Annotated in this window: 13 protein-coding genes; 8 read left to right on the top strand and 5 right to left on the bottom strand. The window is 62.8% G+C overall.

Features of this window, described 5'->3' with window-relative positions; all coding sequences use genetic code 11:
- Positions 1-28: 28 nt before the first annotated feature.
- The 4 genes from ASE26_RS06750 (at position 29) to ppa (ending at position 3,788) form a co-directional block, all read left to right on the top strand.
- Entirely contained in the window at positions 29-793 is a 765-nt protein-coding gene (locus ASE26_RS06750; RefSeq protein ID WP_055934742.1) for a uroporphyrinogen-III synthase, read from the top strand.
- Positions 790-1,971, top strand: coding sequence for a uroporphyrinogen-III C-methyltransferase (locus ASE26_RS06745; protein WP_057245823.1), 1,182 nt, complete (start codon positions 790-792; stop codon positions 1,969-1,971). The genes ASE26_RS06750 and ASE26_RS06745 overlap by 4 nt, the downstream gene beginning before the upstream one ends.
- Positions 1,971-3,167 (top strand): heme biosynthesis protein HemY, encoded by a 1,197-nt coding sequence (locus ASE26_RS06740; RefSeq protein WP_082507482.1) that lies wholly within the window; start codon positions 1,971-1,973, stop codon positions 3,165-3,167. The genes ASE26_RS06745 and ASE26_RS06740 overlap by 1 nt, the downstream gene beginning before the upstream one ends.
- Positions 3,168-3,251: 84 nt before the next feature.
- A complete protein-coding gene (ppa, locus tag ASE26_RS06735; protein WP_055934738.1) occupies positions 3,252-3,788 on the top strand; it encodes an inorganic diphosphatase in 537 nt (178 codons plus the stop codon).
- Positions 3,789-3,848: 60 nt separating this feature from the next.
- On the opposite strand, the gene ASE26_RS06730 is transcribed toward ppa, so the two are convergent.
- Positions 3,849-5,873, bottom strand: coding sequence for a C1 family peptidase (locus ASE26_RS06730; protein WP_162246593.1), 2,025 nt, complete (start codon positions 5,871-5,873; stop codon positions 3,849-3,851).
- Positions 5,874-6,053: 180 nt separating this feature from the next.
- Between ASE26_RS06730 and ASE26_RS06725 the strand changes: the two genes are divergently transcribed.
- Together ASE26_RS06725 and ASE26_RS06720 are read left to right on the top strand one after the other, a co-directional pair.
- Positions 6,054-6,620, top strand: a complete 567-nt coding sequence (locus tag ASE26_RS06725; protein WP_057245821.1) for a hypothetical protein — start codon at positions 6,054-6,056, stop codon at positions 6,618-6,620.
- A 20-nt stretch (positions 6,621-6,640) separates the two neighbouring features.
- A complete protein-coding gene (locus ASE26_RS06720; RefSeq protein ID WP_055934732.1) occupies positions 6,641-6,988 on the top strand; it encodes a hypothetical protein in 348 nt (115 codons plus the stop codon).
- Here the strand turns inward: ASE26_RS06720 and ASE26_RS06715 are convergent.
- A complete protein-coding gene (locus tag ASE26_RS06715; RefSeq protein WP_055934730.1) occupies positions 6,983-8,116 on the bottom strand; it encodes a GNAT family N-acetyltransferase in 1,134 nt (377 codons plus the stop codon). The two genes, ASE26_RS06720 and ASE26_RS06715, sit on opposite strands and share 6 nt — an antisense overlap.
- Before the next feature lie 101 nt (positions 8,117-8,217).
- On the opposite strand from ASE26_RS06715, the gene ASE26_RS06710 reads away from it, so the two are divergent.
- Together ASE26_RS06710 and ASE26_RS06705 are read left to right on the top strand one after the other, a co-directional pair.
- Positions 8,218-10,272 (top strand): NAD(+) synthase, encoded by a 2,055-nt coding sequence (locus ASE26_RS06710; protein WP_055934728.1) that lies wholly within the window; start codon positions 8,218-8,220, stop codon positions 10,270-10,272.
- 20 nt (positions 10,273-10,292) lie between these two features.
- Positions 10,293-10,631, top strand: coding sequence for a P-II family nitrogen regulator (locus ASE26_RS06705; protein WP_055934726.1), 339 nt, complete (start codon positions 10,293-10,295; stop codon positions 10,629-10,631).
- On the opposite strand, the gene ASE26_RS06700 is transcribed toward ASE26_RS06705, so the two are convergent.
- The 3 genes from ASE26_RS06700 to ASE26_RS06690 form a co-directional block, all read right to left on the bottom strand.
- Positions 10,632-11,807 carry a GGDEF domain-containing protein gene (locus tag ASE26_RS06700; protein ID WP_055934724.1) on the bottom strand — a complete coding sequence of 392 codons (1,176 nt, stop codon included), beginning with the start codon at positions 11,805-11,807 and terminating at the stop codon, positions 10,632-10,634.
- Positions 11,804-13,030: a GGDEF domain-containing protein gene (locus ASE26_RS06695; protein ID WP_156398121.1), complete on the bottom strand. Its 1,227-nt coding sequence runs from the start codon at positions 13,028-13,030 to the stop codon at positions 11,804-11,806. The genes ASE26_RS06700 and ASE26_RS06695 overlap by 4 nt, the downstream gene beginning before the upstream one ends.
- Before the next feature lie 97 nt (positions 13,031-13,127).
- On the bottom strand, positions 13,128-13,754 hold the full coding sequence (locus ASE26_RS06690) for a trimeric intracellular cation channel family protein (RefSeq protein ID WP_055934721.1): 627 nt from the start codon (positions 13,752-13,754) through the stop codon (positions 13,128-13,130).
- Positions 13,755-13,759 lie beyond the last annotated feature (5 nt).

Genomic DNA, 13,759 nt, shown 5'->3' with positions numbered 1-13,759 from the left:
CGGGTCAGACATCGACTTGCCGGTTTTGATGCCGCACCCAGTCGTCCTCACCCGCCCGATCGCGCAGGCCGAGCCGCTGGCCAGCAGCATTCGCGCCCTCGGCCGCCAGGTCGAGCTGCTGCCGCTGCTGGAAATCAGCCCGCTGCCGGACCAGGCGCCGCTGCGCGACGCGCTGGCCGCCCTGGCGAGCTACCAGCTGGTCGCCTTCGTGTCGCCGAACGCCATTGATGCGGCCTTTGCCCATATCCCGGCATGGCCGCAAGGCCTGCAAGCAGCCGTCGTGGGAGAGGCCAGCCGACTGGCGCTGATCGCCCAAGGCGTCCCAGCCAGCCAGGTCGCCAGCCCCGCCGACCCGGCCCAGAGCGACACGGAGCACCTGCTGCAAGCTCTTGACCTGCCAGCCCTGCGCGGCGCCAGGGTCCTGATCGTGCGCGGCGAATCCGGGCGCGAACTGATGGCCGATTCCTTCCGCGCCGCCGGCGCCGAGGTGACCGTGCTGCCAGCGTACCGCCGCGCCGTGCCGCAATTGACGCCGGCGCTGGGCCAGCGCCTGGCAGCGCTGGCCGCCACGCCGGCCGACTGGATCATCACCAGCTCCGAAGCGCTGCGCGGCCTTGTCGGGCTGCTAAAAGAATTAAACAAGTTGACAATCGTTGCATCTTTGCAACATCATCACCTGATTGTCCCCCATCCCCGTATTGCTGAAACAGCAAGGGATTTGGGCTTCCCGAATGTGACTCTCACAGGATCAGGCGACGAACGGGTACTCGCCGCGTTACAATCACGTCCATGAACGATTTGCCTAACCAAACAGACAACAAAGACGTCCCGCCAAATCCGCAAACTGCGCCGGTCGTCGAGACTTCAAATGCCGCCCAGACTGCGCCAGCGACCCCGCCGGCACAGGAACGCGACGCGCTGCGCCAGCCGTTGACCATTGCCGTGGTAGTGCTCGGCATCCTGCTGGCAGCGCAGGCCTTCTACTCGAAGAACCAGGTGTTCCGCCTGCGGGAAGAGATGGCGCGCCGGCTGCAGCAGGGCGATTCGCTGAATGGGCAGACCAGCCAGCTGGCGAAAAACGTCCAGGAGACGAGCAAGGAAATCCAGCTCAAGGTAGGCGTGCTGGAAAACCGCCAGCAGGAAGCCCAGGCCCAGCAGCTCGCCCTGGAGCAGCTGTACCAGGACATGTCGAAGAACCGCGACGAGTGGGCGCTGGCTGAAATCGAGCAAGTGCTGTCCACCGCCAGCCAGCAACTGCAATTGGCCGGCAATGTGCCGGGTGCGCTGATCGCGCTGCAGAATGCCGACCGCAGCCTGTCCCGTTCCGACAAGCCGCAATTCATCACCATCCGCCGCGCCATCGCCAAGGATATCGAACGCCTGAAGGCGCTGCCGAACGTCGACAACGTCGGCCTGGCCGTACGCCTGGATAACGTGATCGCCCAGGTCGATGGGCTGCCGATGCTGTCCGACGCCAAGCCAACCGCGCCGGCACAGCCGGAGCGCAAGGCCCATGCGCCGGCCAAAGCCAAAGGCAAAGGCGCAACTGGCAAGGAAGCTGCAGCGGCACCGGCAGAAGATGAAGACAGCTGGGGCAACCGCCTGAAAAACGTGTGGCAGGACTGGAGCAGCGACATGTGGTCGGAAGTGTCGACCCTGATCCGCGTGCGCCGCGTCGAAACGCCCGACGCCATCATGCTGGCGCCGGAAGAAGCCTACTTCCTGCGCGAAAACCTGAAACTGCGCCTGCTGAACGCGCGCATGGCCCTGTTGTCCCGTAACGAAGCCGCCTTCCGCGCCGACCTGCTGGCCGCGCAGGAATCGCTGGCGCGCTACTTCGACACCAAGACCGCCCAGACCAAGACCGCGCAGCAGCTGCTGCGCCAGCTGCAGGGCAGCAACCTGCAGATCGAAATGCCGACGCTGGCCGATAGCCTGAACGCGGTACGCAACTACAAGGCGAAGCCATAATGCGTCTCTTTATCTGGCTCGTTGTCATGATGGCTGCGGCCATCGGTATCGCCGTGACGGCACGCTTCAACCCGGGTAATGTGGTGCTGTTTTACCCGCCGTACCGCGTCGACCTGTCGCTCAACTTCTTCATGGTGCTGCTGGTTGCGGCCTTCCTGCTGGTGCATTTCCTGGTGCGCGCCTTCAATGCCACCGTCGACATGCCGCGCAAAGTGGCGGCCTACCGCCAGAACAAGCGTGAACGCGACGGCAACAAAGGCTTGCGCGATGCACTGAAAGCCCTGTTCGAGGGCCGCTTCGGCCATGCCGAAAAAGCGGCGCTGCGTGCCGCCGAACTGCCGGAAAACGCCGGCGTTGCCGCCCTGATCGGCGCCCGCGCCGCACACCGCATGCGCCAGCAGGCCCGCCGCGACCAGTGGCTGGCCCGCATCGCCAGCGACAACGGCATGAAAACCGCGCGCCTGATGACCGTAACCGAACTGCTGGTCGACGACCACCAGCCGGAGGCGGCGCTGGAAGCCGTGCGCGAACTGAATGCCAGCGGCACCCGCCATATCCACGCCCTGCAATGGTCGCTGAAGGCCGAGCAGCAAGCCAAGAACTGGCCGGAAGTGCTGCGCCTGGTGCGCCTGCTGGACAAGCACAAAGCCCTGCATCCGGCCCTCTCGGCGCGCCTGCGCGAACTGGCTTACGACGACCTGATGTCCGACAGCTCGCACGACGCCGAATCGCTGCAGCGTGTCTGGAGCACCATCCCGAGCGCCGACCGCCTCAAGCCATACGTGGCCTGCCGTGCCGCCACCGCCCTGAATGCGCGCGGCCTGCACGACGAAGCGCGCGTGGTGTGCGAAGAATCGCTGGCAGCCAACTGGGACGAACGCGTGCTGCGCGCCTACCGCGATGCCGCCGCTCCGGTCGGTTCGGCGGCGCTGCTGGTGCAGATCGAGCATTGCGAAGGCTGGGTGCGCGAGCGCCCGAACGACGCCGAACTGGCGCTGACCCTGGGTTCCCTGTGCCTGAAGCAAAAGCTGTGGGGCAAGGCGCAGCGCTACCTGGAGCAGGCCCTGTCCGATGCCTCCGAATCGCGCATGGTGCGCGAATCCCACCTCAAGCTGGCGCAGTTGCACGAAGCGCTGTCCCAGCCCGAAGAAGCGGCGAACCACTATCGCCAGTGCGCCTTGGCAACTATCTTGTGATGGTGCTGCGCCGCACAAGCGGCGCGCACTTCGCTATAATTGCAAGGTTAGACTGTCCCAAAAAGCATTAACCCGAGGAAAAACATGAGCCTGAATAAAGTACCGGCCGGCAAGGACCTGCCGAACGATTTCAACGTGATTATCGAGATCCCGATGAATGCGGATCCGATCAAGTACGAAGTGGACAAGGAATCCGGCGCCATCTTCGTCGACCGTTTCATGGGCACCGCCATGCACTACCCGTGCAACTACGGCTACATCCCTAATACCCTGTCCGACGACGGCGACCCGGTCGACGTGCTGGTGATCACCCCATTCCCGCTGATCCCAGGCGTGGTAGTGCGTTGCCGCGCTATCGGCGTGCTGAAGATGACCGACGAAGCGGGCCAGGACGCCAAAGTGCTGGCCGTTCCAGTCGATAAGATCCTGCCGATCTACAAGCACTGGCAGAAGCCGGAAGACCTGCAAGACCTGCGCCTGCAGCAGATCCAGCACTTCTTCGAGCACTACAAGGACCTGGAACCAGGCAAGTGGGTCAAGGTTGACGGCTGGCACGGTCCGGAAGAAGCCAAGAAGGAAATCATGCATGGCGTGGCACAAGCCGCCAAGCAAGCGGGCTGATTTCAAGCCCGCATGAAGAAAGCGCCCCGCAGGGCGCTTTTTTACTTTGGGACGGGACGTTCAATAATCCAGCCGACCGGGCGGCAGCTTGTCTTTTGCCGTGCCGGTGATGGCGGCGACGGTGCCGGCGATGATGTCCACTGCATTGTCGAAACAGCCGTGCGAGGAGTCGATCAGCTTGATGCCATTGCTGACCTGGCGTTTGCTGAGCAGGTCGAGGCTATCGCGCTGGTAAAACTCCTGCCATTTTTTGAGTTCGTCCAGCGTGTCTTCATGCCAGTACTTGCCCGTGCTGCATTCGGGATCATGCGCCAGCTGCATGCCCAGCAACGGGGTCTTGTGCAGGCGTTCCAGCGCCCGGCTGACCAGGTAGAGCAGGGATTTGCGGTAAGGGCCGGTGGTGTCGTCCAGCTCCAGGCGGTCGCTCAGGGTGTGGATGGTGAAGCGGTCCCTGGCCAGCGTATTGGCTTCGACGGCCTTGCGGTAGTGCGTATTGGCGAAGGCAATATCGCAGGCCGGGGCATACAGCGTGCAACTGGCCGCCTTCACTCCCAACTCGGTGAAGCGGCTCAGCAGGTGACCGCCGATGATGGAGCCTGCCGAATGGCCGATCAGGTGGATGCGCAGGTCCTTGATGTCGCCGCTTAGCTGCTGCAGGCTGAGGGCGAGGGCGCTCAAGCCGGCGTCGGACTCCTTGCGCATGCCTTCCGCAATATTCTCCTTCATCTCATTCCACATGCTGCGCACCAGCAGCTCGCGCGTCAGTTTTTCAACAGCGCGGTCCCATTTTTCGATCAGGTGGTCGCCGATGCCCTGCGCCGGCGTCGCGCCGAACAGCTGGTGCGCCTTGTCGGCCACAATGTCCTGCAGGATCTCCTTCCAGCCGCTTTTCCAGCTGACGAACAGGGGGTAGGTGTTGCAGGCGCTCAGCCATGGCCCCATGATGCGGATCCGCTCGATCGACGAAGCTTCGCTGCCAAGGCCGCCGTGCAGGAACAGCACCAGGTCGCGCGTTGCGCTGCCGGCGAGCGCCTGCTTCGGCCATGCATGGCAAACCAGGCGGGCATTGTCGGCCGGATTGGCCGCTTGCGGCAGGCGGTTCTGCAGCACACCGTCATTGCCGGTCACGATGGTGTGCCGGTAAGCTTCCTCTTGCGGCCAGGTATTCTGGCGCGCGTCCAGTGGATCGTTGACAGGGCCCCAGCTGGTGCCCGGCGCGCTGCCGGCCGGGCGCTTCGAGCGCACGCGGAAGGCCGGGGAGCGGGCATCGTCGCGCGCGATCGGTACGCCAAGGCCCATGACCCAGGCGTCGCTGCCATTCTCGATCCAGTCCTGGTACGTCAGGATGGCAAAGCCGGAAGCGCCCCAATCGGTGCCCCAGGAATTCTGCACGATGAAGCCGCGTTTGTTGTAGCCGACGATGGCGAAGGCATGTCCGCCGATCGACTTGGGCTGGTGCTCGATCAGCGGCAGCCCGGCGTGTGTCGGCGCGCCTTTGGTGTCGACCTTGGTCCAGCCGGTGTGCACATTGGCCGAAACGTAGATCGCATGCATATTGTGCAGGGCCGATTGCATGTCGACGATGGAGTTCTTGTCGATCCGGTAGTAGATGCCGACTGGCCGCGTGACCGCATCGCTGCGCCATTTTTCATCTTCAGGGCCATTGACTGGCCATAAGCCTTCGGTGCAGGCGCCGTGCTTCTGCCAGCCCTTGAGGGCGCCGCGGCAGCTGGAGCCTTCATAATCATCCCCCGGCCATTCGTCGTAAAAGCGGGCCAGCCGGTACAGCATATGCGGGCTGACCCGGTCACTGTGCTGGTCCGCGAAACCGGCACGGGCCCATAGCTGGAAATTGATGGCGGCGGCCAGGCCGAAGCCGGTGCAGGCGCCTTCGCGCCCCTGGTCCAGCATCAAATGCGATTTCAGGTAGCCCGGCAGTTTGCCATCGATCATTGCCGCAGGAGGATGCTCGGCAGGCAGGTTCTCGATCAGGCAGCGGTAGGGCAGGTCGCGCAAGTCCAGGCGGTCGGGACGGGCATCGAGGGAGATCAGCTGCTTGCCCAGTTTGGCATGGGTCTTTGGCATGGCATCCATCCTTTCATTTGATAAACATCAAACAGAGGTCGAAAGAATTACGCCTACCGTTGATCAATGTCTAATTGGGAGAATCAATTGTTGCTATGCCATCGTTGTGACATTTGGGGAGAATAAAGCTCGGCCGGCCGGCATATGTTTGTAGGGTGCTTTTTTCCAGGGGGAACGGTCATGGCCAGCTTGCTGCATCGCCTTGCATGTGTATTGCCAATTTTCTCGCTGATGGCTTGCGCGACAACCCTGGTGCAGCCTTACGACGAGAAATTGGTGAACGACACTGGACAGCTGTACAAGAAAGCTGTCGCGATGGTGGAGGATGGCATTGCCAAAAGCTCGCAGGATGCAAAAGGGCCTCCGGCCAGCCGCCCGGGCCATGTGAGCCGCTTCGAATCCCGTTACCGTGACCTGGACACCGATGCCGACTTGTTGATCCTGGAGGCGCTGGCCAATTCCCGTACCAGCAGCGTGGGCGAAAAAATACAGTCGAAGGTGGATGATCTGATCAGTAAAAACCTGCCCTCGACTTGCGAAGAGCTCGATACGGAATTCAAGCGAGGCTCCAGCAGCCTGACGGTGAAGAACTATGTTGACCTGAAATGCCTCTTGATGAATTGGCAGAAGCAGCACGAGGAGGACAAGGACGGGGTGCTCAACCCATTGACATGGGAGCTGCGCAAGCGGACGCTGTTTAACGCGACGTACGCCATCCTGAAAGCCGAATCGGTCAAAAAGAAATGAGATGAGCGGGGAGGACGAGCATGAACAAGATCAACGGGGTCGACTTTTCACAAGTGGCTGATGCCGCAATCAAGGCCGCCCGCGACGCAGCCAGGAACGACCAGGCCTGGGATACCCTGGGCGACATCGTCAAGAATATTGCCGACAACCTGCGCTCGGATGTGGAGCTGATCGCCAAGCAAAAGTCCAAGGGAAATTTCACCGAAGACGATGCGCGTATCTATATGGAAGACCAGAAGATGGTGGCGCGCCTGCGAATCCGTTCGGTGGCCATCATCGGCCTGCAACTGGCTGAAAACATCTGGAATGCGATAGCCAGGGTGTTCGGCTCGGCCGTCAACCAGGCCTTGGGCTGGAAGGTGCTATAGGCCGGCCTGTTGGCGGAACGGATTGTGTTCGTTCAGTTCATCCAGGTAGTCGTCGATGCCGCCCGCTTCGCGCGCGAGGAAGCGCTCCACTGCGTCGGCGAAGTCGTGGCGGGCCAGCCAGTGCGCTGACCAGGTCTTTTGCGGCAGGAAGCCGCGCGCCATCTTGTGCTCGCCCTGGGCGCCGCCTTCAAATGTTTTGATGCCGTTGGCGATGCAGAATTCGAGCGGCTGGTAATACGCGGCCTCGTAATGCAGGCAAGGGATGTGTTCCATTGCACCCCAGTAGCGGCCGTACAGGGTATCGGCGGTGTGGACCACCAGGGATGCCGCTACCGGCCGGCCGTCGATCTCCGCCATGACCAGCAGCAGGTGCTGGGGCATGGTGCGTGCAAGGCGCAGCCAGAAATCCAGGTTCAGGTAAGGCGACGAGCGGTGCTCGGCGTAGGTGTTGCCGTAGCAGCGGTGGAAGAAGCGCCAGTCGGCCTCCGTTGCCTCGCTGCCGCGCACCTGGCGCAATGTGACGCCGGCATCGCGCACCTTGCGGCGTTCGGCGCGAATGTTCTTGCGCTTCTTCTGCTCCAGCGTTTGCAGGAATTGTTCGAAACTTTCGTAGCCCTGGTTCAGCCAGTGGAATTGCACGCCGCTGCGCAGCATGAAACCAGCCTGCGCCAGTTGCCGCGCCTCGTCTTCAGGCGGGTACAGGATGTGGGTGGAGGACATGCCGGCCACGCTTTGCTGCTCGCTGAGGAACTGGAGCAGCGCGGCGCGCGCCGTGCTGTCGCGGGCCATCAGGCGCGGGCCGGTGACGGGCGTGAAGGGAATGGCCGACAGCAGCTTGGGATAGTACTCGATGCCGTTGCGATGGTAGGCCTCGGCCCAGGCCCAGTCAAACACATACTCGCCGTAAGAATGGGATTTGACGTATAGCGGCATGGCAGCAGCCAGGCTGTTGCCATCCCACACGGCGAGGAATTGCGGTTGCCAACCGGTTTCAGCGCATGCACTGGCCGATTCGTGCAGGGCGTGCAGGAAGGCGTGTGACAGGAAGGGATTGCCCTCCGTCAGCCGATCCCAATCGGCAGGGGCGACATCGGCAAGGGAAGAAAGGACGCTGGTACGATATTCCATCCGGCTATTCTAACGAAATGTCCACTTCGGGGTCAGGAACGAAAGTGGACATTTCGCTGCAATGTTAAAATCTTCGCCATCACCATTGGCCTTGCTGAGCTATGTCGCATTCCTTCCATAATTTGTACCACCATGATTTTGCCCGTGTGGCGGTTGGCGTGCCGCGCTGCCGGGTGGCCGATCCGCTGTTTAATGCGGCGCAGACGATTGAACTGGCGGAGCAGGCGGCTGCCAAGGGCGCGCTGCTGGTGGCGTTCCCGGAGCTGGGCCTGTCGGCTTATTCCTGCGACGATTTGTTCCACCAGCGTGCCTTGCTGGATGGCGTGCTGCAGGCTTTGCAGTCCGTTGTGGAGGCTTCGAGCCGCATTCCGACGGCGATGGTGGTGGGGGCGCCGCTGCGGGTCGACCATCAGTTGTTCAACTGCGCGATCGTGGTGTCGGGCGGTGTGATCCGCGGTGTGGTGCCCAAGTCTTACCTGCCGAATTACGGCGAGTTTTATGAGGCGCGCCAGTTCAGCGCGGCCGATGAGGCGATTTCCAGCGAAATTTCCCTTCTCGGCCAGCAGGTGCCGTTCGGCGCCAACCAGCTGTTCGCGCTGGAGAACCTGCCGCTGTTCAAATTCCATATCGAGATCTGCGAGGATGTGTGGGTGCCGATCCCGCCTTCGTCCTTTGCTGCGCTGGCCGGGGCGACCGTGCTGGTCAACCTGTCGGCTTCGAATATCCTGGTCGGCAAGGCCGATTACCGCCGCCAACTGGTTGGACAGCAGTCGGCGCGCTGTATCGCCGCCTACCTGTACTCCTCGGCCGGGCGCGGCGAGTCGACCACCGACCTGGCCTGGGATGGGCAGGCGCTGATTTGCGAAAACGGGGAAATGCTGGCGGAGTCGGAGCGCTTTGCCGAAGAATCGCACTTGATCTTTGCCGACGTGGACCTGGAGCGCTTGTCGCGCGAACGCATGCGCACCACCACCTTCGGCCATTCGACCCGCCGCCACAAGGCGGAAGTGGCGCAGTTCCGCACCGCGCGCTTCCCGGTTGAATTGCCGGCGCACCGCGTGCTGCCGCTGGAGCGCAATGTGGCGCGCTTCCCATATGTGCCCTCCAACCCGCAACTGCGCGACAAGCGCTGCATGGAGGTCTATAACATCCAGGTCAGCGCGCTGGTGCAGCGCCTGTCCTCGTCCGGCATCAAGAAGGTGGTGATCGGCGTCTCGGGCGGCCTCGATTCGACCCATGCGCTGCTGGTTTGCGCCAAGGCGATGGACCATCTCGGCCTGCCGCGTACCAATATCATCGCGGCCACCATGCCGGGCTTCGCCACCAGCAGCCGCACGCTGGACCAGGCGCGCGCCCTGATGGAATTCGTCGGCAGCACTGCGATGGAGGTGGACATCCGCCCAAGCTGCATCCAGATGCTGAAGGATCTTGGCCACCCTTACAGCGAGGGCAAGGAGCAATACGACATCACATTCGAGAACGTGCAGGCGGGCGAACGCACCAATCACCTGTTCCGTATGGCGAACCACCACAACGGCATCGTGATCGGTACCGGCGACCTGAGCGAGCTGGCGCTGGGCTGGTGTACCTACGGCGTGGGCGACCATATGTCGCATTACAACGTGAACGCCAGCGTGCCGAAGACCCTGATCACCCACCTGGTGCGCTGGGTGGCCGAGAGCAAGCAGTTCGGCGACGTCAATTCGAGCGTGCTGCTGGCCGTGGTGAATACTGAAATCAGCCCCGAGCTGGTGCCCGGCAAGTCCGGCGACACGGCGCCGGCGCAAGTGACGCAGGACTTTATCGGTCCTTACGAGCTGCAGGACTTCAACCTGTACTACACGCTGCGTTTCGGCTTTTCACCGGCCAAGGTGGCTTTCCTGGCGCACCATGCGTGGGCCGACCGCGACGTCGGCCAGTGGCCGGAAGACGAGCACGTGGCGCGCAACCAGTACCAGCTGAAAGACATCAAACACAACCTGGGCATCTTCCTCAAACGCTTCTTCCAGACTTCCCAGTTCAAGCGCACTTGCGTGCCGAACGCGCCGAAAGTCGGTTCCGGCGGTTCGCTGTCGCCGCGCGGCGACTGGCGCGCGCCGAGTGACTCGGAAGCCGCAGCATGGCTGGAAAACCTGAAGAGCGTGCCTGACGCTTAAACCACTATAAGGAGAACGCAATGAAGCAAATTACCGCCATCATCAAGCCATTCAAGCTGGACGAAGTGCGCGAATCGCTGGCCGAAGTGAACGTGACCGGCCTGACCGTGACCGAGGTAAAAGGCTTCGGCCGCCAGAAGGGACATACCGAGCTGTATCGCGGTGCGGAATATGTGGTCGATTTCCTGCCGAAGGTGAAGGTGGAAGTGGTGGTGGACGACAGCGTGGTCGATACCGCTGTCGATGCGATCATCAAGGCGGCCCGCACCGGCAAGATCGGCGACGGCAAGATCTTCGTGCAGAACATCGAGCAGGTGATCCGCATCCGCACCGGTGAAACGGGACCGGACGCGGTTTGATCACGCTGCAGCTTTAGCAGCAACGCGTACGCAATCGCGGCCGGCGTTCTTGGCCTCGTATAAAGCCTGGTCGGCGCGCGCCAGCAGCGTGTCCGGCCCGGTGTCTTCCTCCTCCAGGCAGGCAATGCCGATGCTCAGCTTGAGCGGCACGGCCCGGCCTTGATGCCGAACTTGCAGCGCCTGGCTTCCGGCGCGCAGGCGTTCTGCCACAATCCGCGCTTCATTCTCGCCGGTGGATGGCAGCAAAATCGCAAATTCCTCGCCGCCCAGGCGGGCCGCCAGGTCGCTGCGCCTGCAGGCAGTGGCGCAATGGCGCCCAATGGCGATGATCGCCTGGTCGCCGGTGGGATGGCCGAAGCTGTCGTTGATCGATTTGAAGTGGTCGATATCGACCATCAGCAGCGCGAGCTTGTGCCCATAGCGCCGCGAGCGTTCGAGTTCCATTTCGGCGCGCGCCATGAACTGGCGGCGGTTGGCAATGCCGGTCAGGAAATCGGTGGTCGCGATCTCGTGCAGTTCACGGTTGCGGGCCTCGATGGTTTTTTCCAGTTGCAGGCTCTCCACTTCCAGCGCGTCGGCCAGTGCCTGGAGAGAGGTGCGCGCATTGTCGCTCTCGATGCGGAATTGTGCGGCGATCACGAGAATGGTGAGGGCGCCGCGCAGCAGTTCGCCGACCGCAGCCATGCCGGCCATGCCTGCCGCAGCACCAAGTAACTGCCAGGCGGCGTCGATGCCGAACAAGGCGCACAAGATCAGTCGGCCATTTCGCGGCGCATGGAAGGCCAGGAGCGCGATCGACGCCAGCAGCAAGGGCACGCGGGCGGTTGCGCCGGATAAGGCGTAGAGCAGGGCGGTCGCCAGCAGGAGTCCTGTCCAGGGCTGCGGCTTGAGCAGGCATGGCGACGGAGCCGGCATATAGCTCGCTGCGCCGCGCAGCAACAGCACGGCATTCGCGGCGCCCAGTACGGTCGGCAGCACGATTGTGAGAAATGCCGGCAATTCGCCGCCCATGCTGGCCAGTATCCAGGCCGAGCCCTGGCAAATAGCTGCCAGGCTCCAGTTCGAGCCGGCCGAACGTCCATCGCGTACTGCGTGCAAGCCGATGAAGGCGATGCCGATCGCGAAGCAGGCAATGCCGAGGGTCAGTTCGCAAGTTCCAGGGTGCAGGGTATTCACGCCGCCTCCACGCGGTTGCGGCCGCCGTTCTTGGCGCGATACAGCGCGGCGTCGGCGCGGGCGACAAGGCCGTCCATCGAGGCATCGTACGATTTCAGCGTGGCGATGCCGAAGCTGGCGGTGACCTGGTGCGGCACGCCGGACAGCGCGGGCGGAATGGCGCTGATGGCGCGCCGCAGCCGCTCGGCCGCGAGGCGGGCCGCAACGGCGCTGGTTTCAGGCATCAGCAAGGCAAATTCTTCGCCGCCGAGGCGGCCAGGCAGGTCGACATTGCGGGCATTGGACTGGCAGGCTTGCGCAACCACTTGCAGCAGCTTGTCGCCGGCCGGATGCCCGAAGCGGTCGTTGATCTGCTTGAAGTGGTCGATGTCCAGCAGCAGGACCGTCAGCGGCAGGTGGTAGCGGCGGGCGCGGTCGATTTCGTCGTTGCCGCGCTCCATGAAGTGGCGCCGGCTGGCGATGCCGGTCATGCTGTCGGTGGTGGCTTGCCTGGTCAGCTCCGCGGTACGCTCGGTCACCACGTTCTTCAGCATGTCGCGCTTTTGCTGCAGGTGCCCGGCGTGGGCGGCAAGTTCGTCGCGAATCTTTTCGCTCTCCAGCCGGAACTGGAAGGCGTTGACCAGCACGTGCAGGATGCCGCTTACCGCGACCATGACGGCGAACGAGGTGCCGCCTGCCAGGAAGGTGTCGACATGATCGCCCGAGAACAGGGCGGCGCAAAGGCGCACCATGCTCCAGATGGCTGCCAGGGCCAGGATGTCGACCAGGTAGCGCGTGCCGGCGGGCAGGGCGGGGCGCTTGAGCAGCAGCAGCAGGGTGGCACAGTAGAATGCGGCGCGGCAGGCCGACACCAGCCCGATGCGCGCTTGCACGCTCGGGTAGCCGTAGCTGAACCAGGCGAACGCCGCGACTGCTGCGCCAACGCACAGCACATAATAATGGTCGCGGTAGCGTGCCCCGACCAGCATGGCGGTGCCGCGATGGATAAAGACCAGGCTGACGATGGAAAGCGCATTGTCGGCGATGGTGCCGATGTAGCCGGGAAGTGTGGCCGAATTAGCAACAATGAGCGCCGCCACACCGCCGCTCAGGGCCGACACGGCCCATTGCCCGCCGGGAGTGCCGGCCAGGGCGCGGCCGTGCAAGCCCCGGAAGGCGCAGGCAATCAGGATCGACAAAAAGCCGACCAGACTAGTTGCAGTAGCGACATCAAAGGTAAACACGGACAGGCAAGCGCATCATGGAAAGTTGCGCCATTGTATCAGTTGTTTCTTATTGCTAAGTTTTAACTTTCCAATTGAAAGTATGTTGGCGATAGCCCTACGGCCGATTGATCTTCAGGTCGAAACGCCAGGCCAGCAGGCGCATCACGGTGATCAGGCCAGCGCTGGACCACAGGGCCACGTCGTCCGAAACCTGGGTGTATTGCAGCGCGATGTAGAACCAGCAGCCGAAGAAGGCGCAAATCGCATACGGTTTGCCATCGCGGAACACCATCGGCACCTCGTTGCAGATAATGTCGCGCAGCACGCCGCCGAAAATACCCGTTACCACGCCCATCATCACGGCCACGAAGATCGGCATGTCGGCCGCAAGCGCTTGCGCCACGCTGGCGACGGCGAACAGGCCAAGGCCGACCGCGTCGGCAATCACGATCAGGCGCTCGGAAACGATATGGCGGATATGCTTGACGAAGGGTGCAGCGACCAGTGCGACCACGAACAGCAGGATGGTATATTCCTGGTGCGCCACCCAGAACAGGGGGCGCTTGTCGAGCAGGATGTCGCGCACGGTGCCGCCGCCGAAGGCGGTGATGAAGGCGACGATAAAGACGCCGACAATGTCCATGCGCTTGCGGCGCGCTTCGATAAATCCGGAAAAGGCCCCGACGAGGATTGCTACGACCTCAATGATGGTGATCAGGGAAACGGCGGGGACGATTTGCATGAGGC

The organism is Duganella sp. Root198D2 (assembly GCF_001428585.1).
Taxonomy (GTDB): Bacteria; Pseudomonadota; Gammaproteobacteria; order Burkholderiales; family Burkholderiaceae_D; genus Rugamonas.
This window is presented reverse-complemented; position numbering and strand designations above follow the sequence as displayed.